Annotated in this window: 18 protein-coding genes; 9 read left to right on the top strand and 9 right to left on the bottom strand. The window is 44.5% G+C overall.

The features are described from left to right. Window positions 1-6: 6 nt before the first annotated feature. On the bottom strand, window positions 7-612 hold the full coding sequence (locus tag IQO02_RS13565) for a hypothetical protein (protein ID WP_016791239.1): 606 nt from the start codon (window positions 610-612) through the stop codon (window positions 7-9). Between the two features lie 230 nt (window positions 613-842). Continuing rightward, complete coding sequence (yihA, locus tag IQO02_RS13560; protein ID WP_010433499.1) at window positions 843-1502, bottom strand: ribosome biogenesis GTP-binding protein YihA/YsxC; 660 nt, start codon at window positions 1500-1502, stop codon at window positions 843-845. 148 nt (window positions 1503-1650) lie between these two features. On the opposite strand from yihA, the gene IQO02_RS13555 reads away from it, so the two are divergent. The 5 genes from IQO02_RS13555 (at window position 1651) to hemN (ending at window position 6251) form a co-directional block, all read left to right on the top strand. Beyond that, window positions 1651-2268, top strand: coding sequence for a c-type cytochrome (locus IQO02_RS13555; RefSeq protein ID WP_004735574.1), 618 nt, complete (start codon window positions 1651-1653; stop codon window positions 2266-2268). Window positions 2269-2825: 557 nt separating this feature from the next. Next, on the top strand, window positions 2826-3464 hold the full coding sequence (locus IQO02_RS13550) for a class I SAM-dependent methyltransferase (protein ID WP_016789627.1): 639 nt from the start codon (window positions 2826-2828) through the stop codon (window positions 3462-3464). Continuing rightward, the gene (gene yihI / locus IQO02_RS13545; protein WP_010433507.1) at window positions 3464-4021 is read left to right on the top strand and encodes a Der GTPase-activating protein YihI; all 558 of its coding nucleotides are present in this window, start codon (window positions 3464-3466) and stop codon (window positions 4019-4021) included. Before IQO02_RS13550 ends, yihI begins: the two co-directional genes overlap by 1 nt. 6 nt (window positions 4022-4027) lie before the next feature. After that, the gene (locus tag IQO02_RS13540) at window positions 4028-4516 is read left to right on the top strand and encodes a DUF2489 domain-containing protein (protein WP_010433509.1); all 489 of its coding nucleotides are present in this window, start codon (window positions 4028-4030) and stop codon (window positions 4514-4516) included. Window positions 4517-4859: 343 nt separating this feature from the next. Next, window positions 4860-6251, top strand: coding sequence for an oxygen-independent coproporphyrinogen III oxidase (gene hemN, locus IQO02_RS13535; protein WP_010433511.1), 1392 nt, complete (start codon window positions 4860-4862; stop codon window positions 6249-6251). Window positions 6252-6336: 85 nt separating this feature from the next. On the opposite strand, the gene IQO02_RS13530 is transcribed toward hemN, so the two are convergent. The 5 genes from IQO02_RS13530 to glnA all read right to left on the bottom strand — a co-directional run bounded on the left by IQO02_RS13530 (window position 6337) and on the right by glnA (window position 13970). After that, complete coding sequence (locus IQO02_RS13530) at window positions 6337-8934, bottom strand: EAL domain-containing protein (RefSeq protein ID WP_016784091.1); 2598 nt, start codon at window positions 8932-8934, stop codon at window positions 6337-6339. 80 nt (window positions 8935-9014) lie between these two features. Next, window positions 9015-10418: a nitrogen regulation protein NR(I) gene (gene glnG / locus IQO02_RS13525; RefSeq protein ID WP_010433515.1), complete on the bottom strand. Its 1404-nt coding sequence runs from the start codon at window positions 10416-10418 to the stop codon at window positions 9015-9017. Window positions 10419-10527: 109 nt separating this feature from the next. Continuing rightward, a complete protein-coding gene (glnL, locus tag IQO02_RS13520) occupies window positions 10528-11604 on the bottom strand; it encodes a nitrogen regulation protein NR(II) (protein WP_010433517.1) in 1077 nt (358 codons plus the stop codon). A 167-nt stretch (window positions 11605-11771) separates the two neighbouring features. Continuing rightward, complete coding sequence (locus IQO02_RS13515; RefSeq protein ID WP_010433518.1) at window positions 11772-12344, bottom strand: DUF4124 domain-containing protein; 573 nt, start codon at window positions 12342-12344, stop codon at window positions 11772-11774. A gap of 216 nt (window positions 12345-12560) precedes the next feature. Further along, a complete protein-coding gene (gene glnA, locus IQO02_RS13510) occupies window positions 12561-13970 on the bottom strand; it encodes a glutamate--ammonia ligase (RefSeq protein WP_010433520.1) in 1410 nt (469 codons plus the stop codon). A gap of 247 nt (window positions 13971-14217) precedes the next feature. Here glnA and IQO02_RS22465 point away from each other — a divergent pair, with 247 nt between their 5' ends. Beyond that, window positions 14218-14433, top strand: coding sequence for a hypothetical protein (locus IQO02_RS22465; protein ID WP_016768260.1), 216 nt, complete (start codon window positions 14218-14220; stop codon window positions 14431-14433). Between the two features lie 100 nt (window positions 14434-14533). Then, the gene (gene typA, locus IQO02_RS13505) at window positions 14534-16366 is read left to right on the top strand and encodes a translational GTPase TypA (protein ID WP_010433522.1); all 1833 of its coding nucleotides are present in this window, start codon (window positions 14534-14536) and stop codon (window positions 16364-16366) included. A gap of 265 nt (window positions 16367-16631) precedes the next feature. Here typA and IQO02_RS13500 read toward each other — a convergent pair whose 3' ends face one another. Then, on the bottom strand, window positions 16632-17162 hold the full coding sequence (locus IQO02_RS13500) for an AAA family ATPase (protein ID WP_102265231.1): 531 nt from the start codon (window positions 17160-17162) through the stop codon (window positions 16632-16634). 31 nt (window positions 17163-17193) lie between these two features. Next, window positions 17194-17835 carry a DUF2959 domain-containing protein gene (locus IQO02_RS13495; RefSeq protein ID WP_016784088.1) on the bottom strand — a complete coding sequence of 214 codons (642 nt, stop codon included), beginning with the start codon at window positions 17833-17835 and terminating at the stop codon, window positions 17194-17196. A gap of 42 nt (window positions 17836-17877) precedes the next feature. Here IQO02_RS13495 and IQO02_RS13490 point away from each other — a divergent pair, with 42 nt between their 5' ends. Together IQO02_RS13490 and dtd are read left to right on the top strand one after the other, a co-directional pair. After that, entirely contained in the window at window positions 17878-18819 is a 942-nt protein-coding gene (locus IQO02_RS13490; protein ID WP_010433528.1) for a virulence factor BrkB family protein, read from the top strand. Next, window positions 18791-19225 carry a D-aminoacyl-tRNA deacylase gene (gene dtd / locus IQO02_RS13485; RefSeq protein ID WP_010433531.1) on the top strand — a complete coding sequence of 145 codons (435 nt, stop codon included), beginning with the start codon at window positions 18791-18793 and terminating at the stop codon, window positions 19223-19225. Before IQO02_RS13490 ends, dtd begins: the two co-directional genes overlap by 29 nt. The last annotated feature ends 9 nt before the right edge of the window (window positions 19226-19234 follow it).

The raw sequence follows: 19234 nt of genomic DNA, 5'->3' as shown, positions 1-19234 counted from the left end.
CACGCCTTATTTATCAGTGTATTGAGCGGGTGAATGCTCAATGTACTCCATAATTTCTTGTTGTTTCTCAGTACTGTATTTTAGCGCTTCGGCGGTGATCTGGATGGATTGCGCCATAGAAGAGATATTGTGGGTCGCTTTTACCAAGGTTTGCTGCATGGGTTTTAGGATAAGTAGGTAGATAGCAGTCAACGCGATGACAATGACAGCGACCACAGCCACTAACGCAATGATGATCTTGGTCTGAATATCATCCAACAGCATTTGACTGGTCTTTTTAAAGGCGAGTCGAGATTGGTTTAAGGCTTGTGGGAGTTGATTGAGTGATGTCTTGGTAGAGCTGGCGAGCTTATTAATGCTTTCGACGGTCTGATTCAATGCTTGCTGCTGATCTTCACTGAGGTTGGGGTTGTTGACGATCGCCTGCAAAGATTGCGATATCACCTCAAGAGATTCACTTGCCTCCTGAGCATACTTCTCCATGCCATCGAGATCTAAGGTCATATCAACATTGACCAGAGCGGTCTCGGTCTTGGTCTGTTCTGCTTCAGAGGCGAGCCCTGTTAATGAGACCAGCATAAGTGCAATGATGGCCAATGGTGTTTTCCACATGAGTACTCCTTTCTCATTGTTCTGTTTATTTCGGTGTGTCTTTTAGTATGGTTCACTTCTATTGGTTTAAGCGGATAAATGCGGTCTCTATCGCTAATAATTCAGGCCTAACTCACTAATTTTCTGGCAAAAAAATACCCCGCTTTTATAGTGCGAGGTATTGATAAGGCTAAATCACTGGTTGTCAGTGCTTTAATCCCTAACTATAGATAAATCTATAGTTAGGAGAACTACTCTGAATCGTTGTGCTCTTCGTCCGCTAGCTCATCAATGAGTTGGTCAGCGAAAGCTGGGGCAAACCACTCATCCATCTTGGCACGCAGTTGGTCAACGCCGATGCCTTTCATTGAAGAGAAAACATCAACCGCAACATCACCACCGAAAGATTTCGCATCGTTACGGATTTTTAGTAGCTGAGCTTTACGCGCACCACTTTTCAGTTTGTCTGCTTTTGTTAACAAAACCTGTACTGGGATGCGGCTATCGATAGCCCAGTAGATCATTTGTTGGTCAAGGTCTTTCATTGGGTGACGGATGTCCATCAATACCACTAAACCTTTCAGGCTTTCGCGACGTTGTAGGTATTCACCTAGCGACTTCTGCCACTTTTTCTTTAGTTCAAGCGGTACTTGAGCAAAGCCATATCCAGGTAAATCGACGATATGACAACCATCCGTTACCTTAAATAGGTTGATTAGCTGAGTTCGACCGGGTGTTTTACTGGTTTTCGCCAAGCTTTTTTGGTTTGTAACGCGATTTAGCGCGCTAGATTTACCAGCATTGGAGCGTCCTGCAAACGCAATTTCGATCCCTTCGTCTTCTGGTAAATGACGAATATCAGGTGCACTGGTAATGAAATGCGTGTTTTGATAATGAATTTTTACGCTCACTGTTAACTCCATCTCGACTTTGTGTAGTCGATTGATTACTTTTTTGTGAATTTGTGTAAAATAACCGTGCTCGGCATAAGGTCGCCTATTGTACCATGAGTGGCAACATAGAGTGGTACTGGAAGCTTGATAATTATAATGGAATGTCATGAAGAAATTAGCGCTAATTTTGAGTCTTTTAGCCAGCTGCTCAGTATGGGCTCAAGGTAGTATTGAAGCTGGTAAAGCCAAATCACAAACATGTGTTGCCTGCCACGGTGCTGACGGCAACAGTCTGATCACTCAGTACCCTAAACTGGCTGGTCAACATGAGAAGTACCTAGAGAAGCAGTTAAAAGAGCTTAAACTCGGTATGACGAGTGGTGGTAAACAAGGTCGTAATGAACCTGTAATGGGTGCGATGGCGATGTCTTTATCTGAAGAAGATATGGCTGACCTAGCGGCATACTACGCCTCTCTACCTATTTCTAGTAACTCAACTCCTGAAAATGTTGTGGATGAAGGTAAAGTTCTTTACACCGCTGGTAACGCAGAACGTGGCGTAACGGCGTGTATTGCTTGTCACGGTCCTCGTGGTAACGGTACTGAACTTTCTGGTTTCCCTAAAATTTCTGGCCAGCACGCAGATTACATCAAGGCTCAACTTGAGAAATTCCGCGATGGTAGCCGTAATAACGACATGAATGCGATGATGCGTGATGTAGCTAAAAAGTTAACAGACGCAGATATTGATACCTTATCGAAGTACGTTGGTGGTTTACACTAATATGTCGGTTTCTTGCTCTTAGCCAGAGTAAAGAAATGTACGTTCGAGCGAGATTCAAGATACGCCCCGATCAGAAATGGTTGGGGCGTTTTCTTTTGTATTACTATTGCCTATGAGTGCCGTGTTCATATCTTATTTATCAATATGAGCTCAATTTGTGTACAAAAGTGTGAAGTCGCACTCTTGTAGTCTTTTTGTAACAAGGTAAAGTACCCGTCATCAGCTAGGAGCTGACTTAGATACGGATGGTCATCTAGTCTAACGGTATAGACAGAAACGGATCAGGCTAGGACAGCCCAGCAACAAGGTGTTAGAAAAGGATAGCCAAAACTCATCAGGACGATGAACAAAAAACAAATTTGGCATGGAAAGCACCAATAACAAATGGAGATTTGTGTACCAAGTTGAGTATGCAAATTTTGGCCGATATAGGCAGATTTAGAGAGCGATAGGTTTTCCTATCGCTTTTTTTATTGATTTGATGAAAAAACACCCAATACCTCTCCACTATAAACTCAGTTTCTGGTATGTTTCGCATCCCTGTTTAAGGATGTGCTATGTATACTTGTCCCTTATGCCATCACCAAGGCGTGAATCACTATTTTGAAGACAAACGCAGAGCTTATCTGCAGTGTCAGCAATGTGAACTGGTATTTGTTAAACCTGAACAAAGGTTAGAAGCAAAAGAAGAAAAAGCACACTATGATCTCCATGAGAACGATCCTAGTGATGCAGGCTATCGCCGTTTTTTATCTCGCATCGCAGATCCTCTAACAGACAAAATTTCATCTAACTCACACGGGTTGGATTTTGGTTGTGGCCCAGGCCCTACGCTATCTATTATGTTAGAAGAAGCCGGACACACCATGGAGTTGTACGATATCTATTACCACCCAGAACTCTCTGTGTTGGAAAAAACGTATGACTTTATGACTGCCACGGAGGTGATAGAGCATCTTTACCACCCAGACAAAGTGTGGCAGCAATGGTTGAATTTAGTTAAACCCAAGGGCTGGATTGGTCTTATGACTAAACTAGTAATAGACGTAGACGCGTTTGCTGGTTGGCACTACAAGAATGACCCGACACATGTCGTCTTCTTTAGTCGTCAAACATTCCAGTTTTTGGCAGAGCGGGATAAGCTCGAACTAGAATTTTTTGGAAATGATGTAATTTTACTGAGGAAAGTGCAGTAATGGGTCGTAGTAAGAAATCAAGAAAACCAGGAGCACTTGGCGCTCCGGAACCTATGGTTACTCGTAACCGTAGTGAATCTGATGTTGAAGGTCGTGAACGTAAGCGTGTTAAAAAGCGTAAAGGCCTTAAGTCTGGTAGCCGTCACTCAGATGGTAGCGAAGCAAAACAGCGCAAAGCTGCACTAGCTCGCGACCCTCGTTTAGGCAGCAAGAAAAAAATTCCGCTGATCGTTGAACCAGCGAAGAAGCCGACGAAACAAGAGCGCAAGCTATCTAACGAACAAGAGTTAGAGATGCTTGAGAATGATGCTCAACTGAATACACTATTAGATCGTATCGAAAATGGTGAAAACCTAGGTGCAGGTCTACAGAAGTTCGTTGATGAGAAACTTGATCGTATCGAACACCTAATGGGCCGCTTGGGTCTGCTAGAGCCAGAAGACGATGAAGAAGAGATTTTCGAAGAAGCACCTGTTGTTTCTAAGAAGAAAGCAAGCTCTGATGAAGACTTGTTATCTCAATTCGAAGACTTCGATTTAGACAGCTTTAAAGGTTAAGAGCCAATGAATGTAACCTTATTAGCAATTGCTGGCGGAATAATCATTCTCGGCTTGGGCTCTTATGCAGGTTACCTTCTACTTCAAGTGAAGAAGCAGACGGAGTTGCAAAAGCAGCATCAAGCACTTGCCATTGAAAAACGTAACGCAAAGATTTACGAGAACGTGAATACTTTGTGTCTAGCGGGTATTCAAGGGCAGTGTGATTTACCTGAGATCAGTATCCGAGTGTGTATCATTATGGATAATGTTCAGGGTGATGAGCGTGTCGATTTTGATTCTGAATATCCTGCTCTTTCTGAGCTGTACCATATCGTAAAAGACATGGCTCGCGGAGATGAAAGACAGGCACTGACCAAGAAAGAGCGCATGCAGCAGAATCTCACACGCCACAAGGCAGAGACTCGCTTGAATGATGCCGTCATCGAAGATTTGAAACGGTTGCAGGAGAAAATTAAACCTCTTAACAACCAAATCAATATTCAGATGATTTAGTCGCTAAGACTTTTAAAATTGAGGCTTGTTTAACATTTAGTTTTCAAAACGTGCTGTTTCAAGACGCGCTGTTTTTGAGATATACAGCTTTAAGACTCACGTCTTTAATACGCTTTGTCTTTAACAGATAATGTTAAATAAGCCTTCTTACCTTTTGCGTCTCGTTAATCCCGACGCTTTGTTAGTGATCAAGCTAGCAGTTCTGAGTTTTTGTCTAAAAAATTGATTTTGTCTTGAAACGACCTTACTGGTCGTGTGGCAAAATAACCCGTCTATATTTTAATGTATGTAAAATGATTTGAGAGACCTTAGGTTCTCGCGGATCTAAATTGGAATTACCGCTATGTCGAGCAAGCCAGTAACAACGAATCAGCAAATCGTTTGGGATCAAGAAATCTTAAACAAGTACAACTATTCGGGACCTCGTTACACTTCATACCCAACTGCGTTGGAGTTTCATGAAGCGTTTACCGTCGCTGATTACGACATGGCGTGTACGCAATACCCTGAGCGTCCACTCTCTCTTTACGTGCATATTCCGTTCTGTCACAAGCTTTGTTACTACTGCGGCTGTAACAAGGTCATTACCCGTCATTCGCACAAAGCGGATGAGTACCTAGATGTGATTGAACACGAAATTCGTCAACGCGCTTCTTTGCTGAATGGTCGCGAGGTGACTCAACTGCACTTCGGTGGCGGTACCCCGACATTCCTAACAAAAGTACAAATCACTCGTTTGATGATGATTCTGCGTGATGAGTTTAACTTCACGGCTGATGCTGAGATTAGTATCGAGGTTGACCCACGTGAGATTGAACTTGATGTACTCGACCACCTACGCCGCGAAGGTTTTAACCGCTTGAGTATTGGTGTTCAAGACTTCAATAAAGAAGTGCAAAAGCTGGTTAACCGTGAACAAGATGAAGAGTTCATTATTGCAATGGTTCAGCGTGCTAAAGAGCTAGGCTTCCGCTCTACTAATCTTGATTTGATCTACGGCCTGCCAAAGCAGACTCAAGCTTTGTTCGCGGAAACATTGAAGCAAGTGTTAGAAATGAAACCGGGTCGTTTATCGGTATTTAACTACGCACACATGCCGCAATTGTTTGCTGCGCAGCGTAAGATTAAAGACGAAGACCTACCAGAAGCTAAAGAGAAAATGGCTATCTTACAAGATACCATCGAAACGCTAACGGGTGCTGGTTACCAGTTCATCGGAATGGATCACTTTGCACTACCTGAAGACGAGCTAGCAGTAGCACAACGCGAAGGTATCTTGCATCGTAACTTCCAAGGCTACACGACCCAAGGTGAAGCTGACTTAATTGGTTTCGGTGTCTCTGCTATCTCTATGGTCGGTGATGCTTACGCTCAAAACCAAAAAGAGCTGAAGAAGTATTACGCTCAGGTGAATGACCTGCGTCATGCACTTTGGAAAGGTGTGGTATTAGACAGTGATGACCTAGTGCGTCGTGAGGTCATTAAACAGCTTATCTGTAACTTTAAGCTTGATAAAACCATGATCGAGTCTGAGTTTTCTGTAGACTTTAATGGTTACTTCAAAGAAGACTTAGGGCTACTGCAAACCTTCATCAATGATGAGTTGGTTGAAGTGGATGACAAAGAAATCCGCGTGACTTTGCGTGGCCGTTTGCTGATCCGTAACATCTGCATGTGTTTTGATAAATACCTACGTGCAAAGGCTCGCCAGCAGCAATTCTCTCGTGTGATTTAATTACACGTTCGAGAAACAAACATAAAAAATGCCAGCATCATGCTGGCATTTTTTTGTCTGTCTGTAAGTCAATTCTCTATCTACTTTACATCATGCTTTCTTTACTGCTTTGTCTTACGTTGCAGAGGTCGGTTGGCCATTGCTCAAAAGGAACCGGGCGACTGTATAAGAACCCCTGCGCCTGCGGGCATTTCAGCTGTTTGAGTAGATCCGCTTGTTGCTGAGTTTCTACACCTTCTGCGACTATGCTTACCTTGAAGCCCTTGGTGATATTAACGATTGCTGCAACGATAGAGCTGTCTAGGTTCTCCTTATCCAACTTGCTAACAAAGCTGCGATCGATTTTAAGGCAGTCAAATGGCAGCTTATGTAAGTACGCTAACGATGAATATCCTGTGCCAAAATCATCAATCGCAATGGAAACACCCAGTGCTTTTAAAGTCAGCATGTTGTCGATGATCATGGGGTCATTATCTACGATGCGCGATTCGGTGATCTCTAACGTAAGATTGTTAGCCGATAGCTTTGTCTCACTCAGTATGGATTGGACTCGATCAACAAAGCTACTTTCACTCAACTGGTCGACGGAGAGGTTAACGTGAATTGTGAAGTCTTTACCCCATTTTCCTGACGCGATCGCGATGGCGGTATCCCGACAAGATTTGTGCAGGATTTGCTGGCCGATGTCGTAAATAAGCCCAGTCTCTTCTGCAAGTGGGATGAAATCTAATGGTGAGGCGACGATACCATCGTCTGTTATCCAGCGTGCTAAGGCCTCCGCACCAATTGTTGAGCCAGATTCAAGGTCAATAATTGGCTGATAAAAAGGCTCGAACTGTTGCAGTTCGATGGCTTTGTTCATACGAGCGAGCATTTTAGTTCGGTGCCTAGAAGCTTTGCCCATCTCGGGGCTGTATACGCTGACACGAGTCTTATCTTGCTTTGCGTTGCTGAGTGCAATGCTGCTATTGCGTAGCCACAGCGTAATATCTTGCTCGTTAGAGACTCCTACGACTCCAATTGAAACATTAATGACAACATTTTCTGACTCCATAGCAAATGGAGACGCAAAGGTTTGAAGTAAGCGGTTGGTCAGTAATTGAATATCGTCATCTTGGGTGACATTAGGGGCATAGATTGCAAATTCGTCGCCACCAGTACGGGCTAATAGGTATTCACTAGGCAGTGTGCCTCTTAGGCGTGCTGCCGCGATGATAAGCAGTTGGTCACCATTGTAATGACCTAAGCTGTCATTAATGTCGCGAAAGCGATCAATACCCACTAAATACAGAGTGCCTTTTTCGATATCGCCATTTGTCTTAGCGGCCTCAATAAAGCCTTCACGGCTGTATAGTTTGGTTAGCGAGTCATAGGTAAGCTGAGCTTGTAATTGCTGGAATGAAGCTTTTAAATTGTTGGCCATCTCATTAAAGGCTTCTACCAACAGGCTGGTTTCGTAGATGTTATTGCCAGATTTTGGCATGCCGCTGTCCCAGTCGCCGTTCGCGAGACGTTTGGCGGCATCTGCTGTGGAGGTGATGGGTTGGGTAACTCGATTAAAGGCGATCAATCCTGCGATAATACCGATACAGCTGAGAAGCAGTCCAAGTAGCCAGCTATTTCTTTGGTTTTTAGGTAAATCACCAAGCAGGTTGGTTTCAGGGATCGACATACCAATAAACCAATTGATGCCGTGATCATCTTGATAAGGCGTGATCTGATTGAAGTATTGTTCACCATCAAGAGTAAATTTGAAACGTTGCACGCCCATATTTTCAATCAAATGAAATTGGTCAACGTAACTGGCGCTCTCTTTTATGATGGGGTTAGCACTTTCTGTTGCTAATAAGCGCTGACCTTTATGAGTTTTACCGGTTCCCCAAGAGACAACGCTGCCCCCACCAGAGTGCGCCACCAAGCGCTGCTGTTGGTCAATAATATAGACAGAGGCATCGGTTTCGGCTTTTAGGTTTCTTAAGAAGGCGTTGAAAGTGTTGATCTTGATGTCACTGACAATCACGGCTTTAAATTCGTTGTCGTCATAGATAGGTGCTAGGGCTGAAAGCGTGATCTCTTGGCGTTCATCAGCGTTGGCGTAAATGGGCGACCAAGAAGCTGTTTTTTGATTAACAACAGGCGTGTACCAAGGACGAATTCTCGGATCGTATCCCGAAATGACGGAGCGAATGTCTTCACTAATCGTGCTGCCGCGATAAATGACAAGTTGATCTTGGGTTCGGTCATCTTGCACCATCAAGGTATAACCATTGTTGGCTTCTTGACGAAAGCCAACGTAGTTACCGTCTTCAGAGCCAAAGCCGATCACATCCAGTTGAGGAACGGCCTGAAAATGCGTAGAGAACTTATAAAGAATATAGTCTTGAACTCTGCTGAGGTTCCCCGATTGATAAAGGTGGTGGTAACCGATGTTGTGGCTCAGCGAGAGGTTGGCGTGAAACGGTTTTTCTAAAAACTCAGAAAGACTTTTATGAACGTTGTCTGTGAGTGATGTTAGTTGTCGCGCACTAAGATCACTCACCATTTCTTTGTAGCTTTGCTTTTGAGTAAAAACCATTACGCTCATAGTGAATAGAAAAATCATCACGAATGGCAGAACCACAGCGGTTCTTAATGTAATTTTTGTTTTCAAAGACATCGTCGCTACAACTTTAGTGAATGGCATACCTTAATTGTACCGACACTACTCAAACCAAGCGACTCTTTTTTGGGTTAAAAAGTCGCTGCATCGAAAGTCATATCAGGTCAGTACAGTTCTTTGAGTTTACGGGTTAGGGTGTTTCTGCCCCAACCTAAAACCTTAGCTGCATCTTGTTTATGACCATTGGTATGGTTGAGTGCAGCCTCGAGCAGTATACGTTCAAACTCTGGTAGAGCGTAAGTGAGCAGCTCTTTTTCTCCTGAATCAAGCGCACATTTCGCCCAATTCGCGAGCAGTTGCTGCCAGTTATCCCCAGAACCTGAAGTGGTCACGACTTTTTCTTCCAACAATTCCGGTGGTAGATCGGAAGGCAGTATCTCGCTGCCGCTAGCCATCACCGTTAACCAACGACAAATATTCTCAAGCTGACGTACGTTACCAGGCCAATTCAGTTGGTTGAGCTTTAGAATCGTTTCTGGATGCAGTGTCTTCACTTCAACGCCTAACTCTTCTGCAGCTGAGGCTAAAAAGTGGTGAGTCAGCTTTTCAATGTCCTGTTTACGTTCGCGTAGTGCTGGAATATGAATTCGAATGACGTTAAGTCGATGGAAAAGGTCTTCACGAAACCCACCTTCATGAACTAATCGTTCGAGGTCTTGGTGGGTCGCTGCGACGATGCGAACATCGACCTTAACTGCAGAGTGACCACCTACGCGATAGAACTGACCATCAGAAAGTACACGCAATAGACGAGTTTGAATATCGAGTGGCATATCACCGATTTCATCAAGAAACAGCGTGCCGCCGTTAGCCTGCTCAAAACGTCCTTGGCGAACACTGTTAGCACCAGTAAACGCGCCTTTTTCGTGGCCAAATAGCTCTGATTCAATGAGATCTTTAGGAATAGCCGCCATATTAAGGGCGATAAATGGCTTTTTCGCTCTTGGGCTGTGTCGGTGCAAAGCATGCGCGACGAGCTCTTTACCCGTACCTGACTCACCGTTAATAAGAACCGAAATGGATGAACGAGATAAACGACCAATAGCGCGGAAAACTTCCTGCATCGCAGGTGCTTCACCAATGATTTCTGGCGCATTAGTGTCTTCAGTTACTTCGCTGGCTTGTTCGCGTTTCTGTTCATGGCTATGCGCAATCGCTCGCTCTACCAGAGTCAGTGTTTCATCGATATCAAACGGTTTAGGCAGATACTCAAAGGCCCCTTTTTGGTACGCATTGACTGCTGCATCTAAGTCTGAGTGCGCGGTCATAATAATGACGGGTAGATCAGGCGATCGCTGATGAACTTGATGTAACAATTCAATCCCGTCGATACCAGGCATTCTAATATCAGATACTAATACATCTGGCGTTTCGCGCTCAAGAGCAAGCAATACGCTCTCTGCGTCGGCAAATGTTTCGCACTTTATGTCCGCAGAAGACAGTGTTTTCTCTACTACCCATCGGATAGAGCTGTCGTCATCAACGACCCAAACGTATCCCTTACTCATAATTCAATTCCTTTACAGCCAATTCTATTGTGATAATCATTGTTGTTTTTATTTTTCGGTATTCTTTTTTGCCTTTAAAGCTCGGTTTTCCATTGGGATCTAGCTTCACTTATATCGGCAAGTAAATCGTGAATGTGGTATTTCCTGGCCAGCTTTCAACGTCAATTTTCCCATTGTGTTGATCGATCAGGTTTTGCGATATGGATAACCCTAATCCCGTGCCACCTTCTCGCCCGCTAACCATTGGGTAAAACAGTGTGTCTTTTAATTCATCAGGAATACCTGGGCCGTTATCGCTGATCTCAATACGAGCAGCGAGTTTGTGCCGTTGACCATGAATATTGGCTTGATGCACCGTTCTGGTGCGAATGGTGATTTTTCCTGATTCTTGGGTTTTTAAAATCTGTGCAGCATTGCTCACGATATTGAGCATGGCTTGTTCAACTTGGGCGGAATCCATCAAAATCGCGGGCAAGCTCGGGTCGTAATCTCTTTCGATAGCGAGTGTTGAACCTGATTCGAGTTCAACGAGTTGTCTTACTTTTTCGAGTATTTGATGGAGGTTCTCTTCCGATTTTGTTCCTGGCTTTTGTGGACCAAGAAGGCGGTCGACTAACGCTCTCAAGCGGTCGGCTTGCTCAATAATGATCTGCGTATACTCATTAAGGGACTGATCGGGCAGCATTTTTCCAAGCAGCTGCGCCGCGCCTCTTAATCCACCTAACGGGTTCTTAATTTCATGCGCTAACCCTCGCACCAGCAGCTTAGCCGCTTGTTGTTGCGCGTGCTGGTTTAGCTCTTGGCTGAGTCGTCTTTGTTGGTCTATCTTGCGCATCTCTACCAATAGCAAGGTCTCACGTTGCCAAGATATTGGGCTCACTGTCACTTCAAGCATTAATGGGCGGTTATCGACAACAAAGGTAACGTCACTGTCGGTAATGCTCTGGCCACTTTGCAGAGGTTGTGTCAGGAGGGCTAAATCGAGAGAGGCATGTTGGATGAGTTGACTCAATGGATGATCAACGATGCGTCTCGCACTTTGTGAAAAGAGTTGTTCAGCCGATGGGTTGGCGTATCGCACATACAGTTGCTCATCGAGCATCAATGTCGAGGTCACCATATTATCGAGAATGGCACTGGAAAGTTGATGTGTATCTATGCTGTCGCGTTTCGCTGATCGATTCACTATTTCGTCCTTGAACTGGTGTTTTCTCACTGCACCAATTTGGTGCGTAGCTAAGTTCAAGTATGGCGCATATCAATCAGAAGCTAAAGTTAATTCATTAAAGTTGCTGAAAGCTGTTGAGAACAGGTGAAAAGCTGAGGTAATTCCGTCTCTTTTAACACACAGGCCTACTTGATCGTCGCTCGATGTAAATACACGGTGACTGGACTAGTAGATGCAATAAGCTTGCCGCTTCTATGTGCTTGAATTGCAATGGTGTGAGTACCTCGGTCTATGCCCTTTAGTTCCCAGTGATATTGGGTTTGTGGAGCGCCATAACGACGACCATCAAGCATGAGTTGTAATTGTTCCCCGATACCTAGCTTTCGGCTCAGTTCTATTTTAATAGGGATTAAGCCGCGGTTGCTGCGGATGGTTTGATCGTGAACGGGAGTCAGCATAGTCAGTGTTAACTGAGTAGGGAGTTCTCGTTCTGTGGTGTTGTCGGCTGTTGGCTGATCATGAACTGGCGCAGTCACTTTCGTTGTCGATGAAGCCGAGGAATCAACGGGTATCGAGCTTTCAAATTTAGGCGCGGGCGCAGAAGCTTGTACGTCAGGTAAGTGAAGAGACTTGGCATTTTCAGCGGTGGGCATATCACTAAAGTGGAGTACGCCCTCGCTATCTTCCCAGGTATATACCGTTTGAGAAGAGCATGAGAGTGCGACTGTTAACCCGATCAGGAACAGTATATTTTTCATATCTTTAGCCTCTTTTAACCGCTAGGTGACTTCACGTTTGGCGTTGATTTTATTGTATTTATAGCAGCAGCCTCTGAAGGCTTTTGTCTAAGGTATGGTACGAGGAGGGGGGCGTCGAGAGAATAAAAAAAAGGCCCACCTGCGAGGCGAGCCTAATATTTTTTAGCACTTCTTACATGTTGCAGTAAGAGTCACTACACGATTATTAATCGAGGATTAAACTGAGTAGTACAGTTCAAACTCAAGTGGGTGTGTAGCCATGTTCACGCGTTGTACGTCGTCAGATTTCAGAGTGATGTAAGAATCGATGAAGTCGTCAGAGAATACACCGCCAGCTGTTAGGAACTCACGGTCGTCGCTAAGTGCTGCAAGAGCTTCTTGTAGAGATTCCGCAACTGTTGGGATTTCAGCTGCTTCTTCTGCAGGAAGGTCGTATAGATCTTTGTCCATAGCTTCGCCTGGGTGGATCTTGTTCTTGATACCGTCAAGGCCAGCCATAAGCATTGCTGAGTAGCATAGGTATGGGTTAGCTGCTGGATCACCAAAACGTAGCTCGATACGACGTGCTTTAGGGCTTGGTACTACTGGGATACGGATAGAAGCAGAACGGTTACGTGCTGAGTAAGCAAGCATTACCGGTGCTTCGAAACCAGGTACAAGACGCTTGTACGAGTTAGTTGATGGGTTAGCAAATGCGTTGATTGCACGAGCGTGTTTGATTACACCACCGATGTAGTAAAGCGCCATTTCAGATAGGCCGCCGTACTTATCACCAGCAAACAGGTTTACACCGTCTTTTGCTAGAGATTGGTGAACGTGCATACCAGAACCGTTGTCACCAACTAGTGGCTTAGGCATGAATGTTGCTGTTTTACCAAATGCGTGAGCAACGTTGTGTACAACGTACTTGTAGATTTGAGTTTCATCAGCTTTCGCTGTTAGCGTGTTGAAGCGAGTTGCGATTTCGTTTTGACCCGCAGTTGCTACTTCGTGGTGGTGAGCTTCAACAACTAGGCCCATCTCTTCCATTACTAGACACATTGCTGAACGGATGTCTTGAGATGAATCGACAGGAGCTACTGGGAAGTAACCGCCTTTAACGCCAGGACGGTGACCTTTGTTACCGCCTTCGATGTCAGAACCTGTGTTCCAAGCTGCTTCTACGTCATCAATCTTGAAGAAAGAACCAGACATGTCGTTTGAGAACTTAACGTCATCAAATAGGAAGAATTCTGGTTCTGGACCAACTAGAACTGTGTCTGCGATACCTGTAGAACGTAGGTACTCTTCAGAACGTTTAGCGATAGAGCGTGGGTCACGGTCGTAGCCTTGCATTGTTGCAGGCTCAAGAATGTCACAACGGATGTTTAGTGTTGCGTCTTCTGTGAATGGGTCTAGTACAGCAGATGCAGCGTCTGGCATCATTACCATGTCAGATTCGTTAATGCCTTTCCAACCAGCTACTGAAGAGCCGTCAAACATTTTACCTTCTTCAAAGAAGTCAGCATCAACTTGGTGAGAAGGAATAGAGATATGCTGCTCTTTACCTTTTGTATCAGTAAAACGTAAGTCGATAAATTTAACTTCGTTCTCTTGGATCAGGGATAGTACATTTTCTACTGACATCTTGGATAACCTCCAGTGTTATTAATTCGGTATTAGCTCGATTCGGTTGAAACTAGCATTGATTAATGTCTGTATGTGCATTAATCGATGCTGATTTATCTATAGCCAAAAACGTGCCAAAAAAATTATTCCATTAATTTCAATGATTTACTTGTTTAACTGTTTTGTTCTCTTTGGTTTTTGCACCAAAATGATCTCTATCTGCACTTGTTTGGTGCAATCGTTTGTCTGTGCACCAAGATGAGTCATGAACGAATACTATTCAGCAATGAATTGCTTAAGTTGTCAATCCACTTTTACGGTTTTGAGAGAGATTCGGCTTGAAGCTGATTTGGTAATGATTCTTCAGAGTCATATAAAATGGACGGTTGGGTACGATACTGAATCAAAGTTAAGCGGATATGAATCGCTAATAAAGAAAAAAGCCTTGGTTCAGATCACATATTTCTGGGTTTTTGTCTAGAATCTGGTATATTATTGACCGTTTTTTAAATCAAGCTAGCGGTTATTATCCAAACTTTTGAGATAAGTGACGGCTACTTTTATGAGTGAATCGAGAATCCATGTCTACTCCACAGATTGATAAGTTAAGAAATATCGCGATCATCGCGCACGTTGACCACGGTAAAACGACTTTGGTTGATAAACTGCTACAACAGTCAGGCACTCTTGAGTCTCGTGGTGAAGCTGAAGAGCGTGTCATGGATTCGAATGACATCGAAAAAGAGCGTGGCATTACCATTCTTGCTAAGAACACAGCAATCAACTGGAATGATTACCGCATCAACATCGTAGATACTCCGGGACACGCGGACTTCGGTGGTGAAGTTGAGCGTATCATGTCTATGGTTGATTCAGTTCTTCTGATCGTAGATGCAGTTGACGGCCCAATGCCTCAAACTCGTTTCGTAACGCAAAAAGCATTCGCACACGGTCTTAAGCCAATCGTTGTAATTAACAAGATTGACCGCCCAGGCGCTCGTCCTGATTGGGTTATGGATCAAGTATTCGACCTTTTCGACAACCTAGGTGCTACTGATGAGCAACTAGACTTCACCGTTGTTTACGCTTCAGCTCTAAACGGTTGGGCAACAATGACTGAAGGCGAAACTGGCGAGAACATGGAACCATTGTTCCAAGCTGTTGTTGATACAGTTGAAGCGCCTGCAGTTGACCTTGACGGCCCACTACAAATGCAAATTTCGCAACTTGATTACAGCTCTTACGTAGGTGTTATCGGTGTTGCTCGTGTTACTCGTGGTTCTGTTAAGCCAAACCAACAAGTAACTATCGTGAATGCTGAAGGCAAAAAACGTAACGGTAAAGTAGGTACTGTACTTGGTTACCTAGGTCTTGAGCGTCACGAAGTAGATCAAGCTAACGCTGGCGACATCATTGCAATCACAGGTCTTGGTGAGCTGAAAATTTCAGACACTATCTGTGACGTAAACAATGTTGAAGCAATGGAACCACTGTCTGTTGATGAACCAACAGTAACAATGACTTTCCAAGTAAACACTTCTCCGTTCGCGGGTAAAGAAGGTAAGTTTGTAACTTCACGTAACATCCTTGAGCGTCTTGAAAAAGAATTGGTTCATAACGTTGCACTACGTGTTGAAGAAACTGAAAGTCCAGACCGTTTCCGCGTATCAGGCCGTGGTGAGCTTCACCTTTCTATCCTGATCGAAAACATGCGTCGTGAAGGTTTCGAGCTTGCAGTATCTCGTCCAGAAGTAATCATCAAAGAAGAAGATGGTCAGAAAATGGAACCGTTCGAAACGGTGACTATCGATGTAGTTGAAGAGCACCAAGGTGCGATCATGGAAAGCATCGGTCTACGTAAGGGTGAGCTAACAGATATGGCACCAGATGGTAAAGGCCGTGTTCGCATGGACTTCATGATGCCTTCTCGTGGTCTTATCGGTTTCCAAACTGAATTCCTTACAATGACATCGGGTTCTGGTCTTATTTACCACTCGTTCGATCATTACGGTCCTTACAAAGGCGGTATCATTGGTCAGCGTAACAACGGTGTTCTAATCTCGAACGCGACTGGTAAAGCACTGACTTACGCATTGTTCTTCCTTCAAGCTCGTGGTCGTCTATTCACAGAGCACGCTGATGAAGTTTATGAAGGTCAAGTAATCGGTATTCACAACCGTTCAAACGACCTGACAGTAAACTGTCTGAAAGGTAAGCAACTAACGAACGTTCGTGCATCTGGTACTGATGAAGCACAAGTTCTTTCTCCACCGATCAAGCACACTCTAGAGCAAGCTCTTGAGTTTATCGATGAAGATGAACTAGTAGAAGTAACGCCACTAAACGTACGTATCCGTAAGAAGCTTCTTACTGAAAACGAACGTAAGCGTGCAGCACGTCCAGCTAAGGCTTAATTGCCAGCAGACTAGCTTCTAGCTATCAAGCAGTTTTAGAATAAGTAAGAAAGCCCCGAGTAGCCTAGCTGCTCGGGGCTTTTGTTTTGTGTGCGGCTTGGAAAAGTATCGAAAACCATCAGCTGTGTGAGGTTCCTTATCACACTCGTGCCTCGCTGTAGGGAATGACGGTAGTTTGCTTAGATTCAGGTCAACGAGATGCGAGATACAAAGAGCATTCAAGTATTCGTCATCCTCAAGAGGGAGGACCGGCCGAGTTGGGGATTTAGCTTTTGATACCTAGGTGACTTTTAACAAATAGAGCCCGTTCTTCGACTGACATAAATGGAACCTCGACAACCTCATAACCCAGTTCTTGGTAGACTGTTACTAAAGCGTGGTGAATTTCTAAGGCTTCTTCAAACGGATAAGGGCGCACTTCATCTTGCACATAGATAGAAGCCTCTGGGCGGCAGAATAGGACTTGTGAATGATAGCCTTGGCTCGCTTCTCGGTAGGTCGCATCAATATCGAGATTCGCCTGAGCTAAGTAACCGCAGATATCTGGAATCGCACGGTCGAGAAACGCAATCTGGTGTTGATTCGCTTGCTCTTTTTGCTCACTCATCACAGTCAAGCACAAGTGAGCAAAGCCCGGAAGGTCTAACCAAGGTAATATACCGTTCTCAAGTTGACTCTGCTGTTCTATCAACTGGCGAGAGGACTCAGCGAATATCGGGTAACCGATGTCACCCAAGGCATTAATTAGTGTGGTTTTACCAGCCCCTGGGCCGCCAGTAACAATGATTGGGTTCATACGGATTTATCTTAATTCGTTTCTAATGGCACTACTTCTGATTGAGTTGAGCTAGGAATTTATCCGACTCTGCTATTGCCGCATTCATCTGCTCTATTGCATAGGCGATGTCTTTTTCTAAGCTCATAAACTCTCCCTGCAACGAACCGACAGCGCTCGCATTTAGGTTGTGCTTGAGATAAAGCGTATTGTCGCGAAGGGTGTTGAGTACAGGGTCCATCTTTTTCTCGGCACGTTTCATCGCTGAAAGCATCGTTTGGTAAGACGATTTAGTCTCACGCAGCTTTTGCTCACTTGAACGACGCAGTGAGTCGCTAGTGTAAAGGTCTAGTTCACTTTGCCATTCGGCGAATAGCGCATCTGATACATCTTCAATAGCAGCAATCCGGTCACTGACATTTTGCGCGGCTTTCTCGCTGTCTTGGTATTTATCATTGATTTGGTTGTACATGTCTTCAAGGTCGCCACCGTTGAAGTTAGTCAGGCTGCTGAGCGCCTCTAGCGCGCTACTAAACTCTTCCTGAGCATCCTGCTGCGACTCTTTAGCGTCTTCCACTCTATCGACCATAATGTCGCGCTTGTGGTACCCCACTTGCTCCATAGCCGAATAATAAGCGGACTGGCATCCAGTTAGGGTAAAAATAGAGAGGACTATAACTATTAAATAAGGCATCCTAGTTTCCTATAGTTAAATAAAGGAATATTAATTAGGACTATGAACGAGTTACCAGGGAGTTACAAGTTGAAGATAAAAAACGCAATCACTGGAAGCATCCAGTTTTCCCGCTATCTTCTCACGCGAATGACACACGATAGAGTCAATGTGAATGCCGGGTACTTGGCGTACATTACTTTGCTCTCAATTGTGCCGATGTTGACGGTTCTGCTCTCTATTTTGTCGTCATTCTCAATTTTTGCTGATGTTGGGCTCGTGATTCAAAACTTCGTTATTACCAACTTTGTTCCTGCGTCTGGGGATGCGGTGCATGGTGCCTTGTTAGAGTTTGTCGCCAATACTGGCAAAATGACAGCGGTAGGTAGTGTGTTCTTATTCGTTGCTGCACTGATGTTGATCTCCAATATCGATAAGAACCTAAACTACATCTGGCGAGTAACGGAAAAGCGACGTGCCGTGTTGTCTTTTTCCATGTACTGGATGGTGCTGACCCTTGGGCCTATTCTAGTGGGCGCTAGTATTGCAGCGACCTCTTACGTGACGTCATTGAATTTGCTGCAAAACGAAGTCGTATCGAGTGCATTTAATACCATTATTCGCAGACTTCCTTTGATTCTCTCTTTCTTTGCGTTTTTTGGCCTATATCTTCTTGTTCCAAACAAAAAGATACACTTTTCTCATGCCGCGGCAGGTTCTTTGGTGGCGGCAATTTTGTTTGAATTGAGTAAGAAAGGCTTTGCAGCTTACATTACTCAGTTTCCGTCTTACCAGTTGATTTACGGCGCGCTAGCGGCGATCCCGATTCTCTTTGTTTGGGTTTATTTGTGTTGGCTGATCGTGCTAGTCGGAGCTGAAGTGACAGCCGCGCTTGGTGAGCACGAACAGTGGAGTGACTCGCAAGAAATGGTACACTCAGCGGATAACGATGAAATTCCAGAACAAGGAAACAACAGTGATAGCCCTGATTCAAAGAGTAAGTGAAGCTGCCGTTCGAGTTGATGGCGAAGTAGTTGGTGAGATTGAACAAGGCTTATTGGTTCTATTAGGCGTAGAAAAAGGTGATGACGAAGCCAAAGCCAAACGTTTGATGGAACGAGTAACAACTTATCGTGTCTTTGAAGATGAAGACGGAAAAATGAACCTCAACGTAAAACAGGTTGAAGGTAAAGTGTTGGTGGTTTCTCAATTCACACTGCCAGCCGATACAAAAAAGGGAACTCGAGCGGGCTTTTCTCGTGGAGCAAACCCTGAAGATGCGGAGCGTCTTTACGATTATTTCTCTAACCAATGTGAATCAGTATTGCCAACGGAACGTGGCCGATTTGCAGCCGACATGAAAGTGTCATTGGTTAATGATGGCCCAGTAACATTCTGGCTGCAGGTTTAAACTTAAAAG

Source organism: Vibrio sp. OPT24 (assembly GCF_015163545.1).
In the GTDB taxonomy this organism is placed as follows: domain Bacteria; phylum Pseudomonadota; class Gammaproteobacteria; order Enterobacterales; family Vibrionaceae; genus Vibrio; species Vibrio cyclitrophicus.
Note: the sequence above shows the minus strand (reverse complement) of the source record. Positions and strands in the feature narration are given on the sequence as shown.

Coding starts and splice junctions, on each gene's coding strand:
- IQO02_RS13565 (WP_016791239.1), bottom strand. CDS start 612: ATGTGGAAAACACCATTGGCCATCATTGCACTTATGCTGGTCTCATTA.
- IQO02_RS13555 (WP_004735574.1), top strand. CDS start 1,651: ATGAAGAAATTAGCGCTAATTTTGAGTCTTTTAGCCAGCTGCTCAGTA.
- IQO02_RS13550 (WP_016789627.1), top strand. CDS start 2,826: ATGTATACTTGTCCCTTATGCCATCACCAAGGCGTGAATCACTATTTT.
- yihI (WP_010433507.1), top strand. CDS start 3,464: ATGGGTCGTAGTAAGAAATCAAGAAAACCAGGAGCACTTGGCGCTCCG.
- IQO02_RS13540 (WP_010433509.1), top strand. CDS start 4,028: ATGAATGTAACCTTATTAGCAATTGCTGGCGGAATAATCATTCTCGGC.
- hemN (WP_010433511.1), top strand. CDS start 4,860: ATGTCGAGCAAGCCAGTAACAACGAATCAGCAAATCGTTTGGGATCAA.
- IQO02_RS13530 (WP_016784091.1), bottom strand. CDS start 8,934: ATGCCATTCACTAAAGTTGTAGCGACGATGTCTTTGAAAACAAAAATT.
- glnG (WP_010433515.1), bottom strand. CDS start 10,418: ATGAGTAAGGGATACGTTTGGGTCGTTGATGACGACAGCTCTATCCGA.
- IQO02_RS13515 (WP_010433518.1), bottom strand. CDS start 12,344: ATGAAAAATATACTGTTCCTGATCGGGTTAACAGTCGCACTCTCATGC.
- glnA (WP_010433520.1), bottom strand. CDS start 13,970: ATGTCAGTAGAAAATGTACTATCCCTGATCCAAGAGAACGAAGTTAAA.
- IQO02_RS22465 (WP_016768260.1), top strand. CDS start 14,218: ATGAACGAATACTATTCAGCAATGAATTGCTTAAGTTGTCAATCCACT.
- typA (WP_010433522.1), top strand. CDS start 14,534: ATGTCTACTCCACAGATTGATAAGTTAAGAAATATCGCGATCATCGCG.
- IQO02_RS13500 (WP_102265231.1), bottom strand. CDS start 17,162: ATGAACCCAATCATTGTTACTGGCGGCCCAGGGGCTGGTAAAACCACA.
- IQO02_RS13495 (WP_016784088.1), bottom strand. CDS start 17,835: ATGCCTTATTTAATAGTTATAGTCCTCTCTATTTTTACCCTAACTGGA.
- IQO02_RS13490 (WP_010433528.1), top strand. CDS start 17,878: ATGAACGAGTTACCAGGGAGTTACAAGTTGAAGATAAAAAACGCAATC.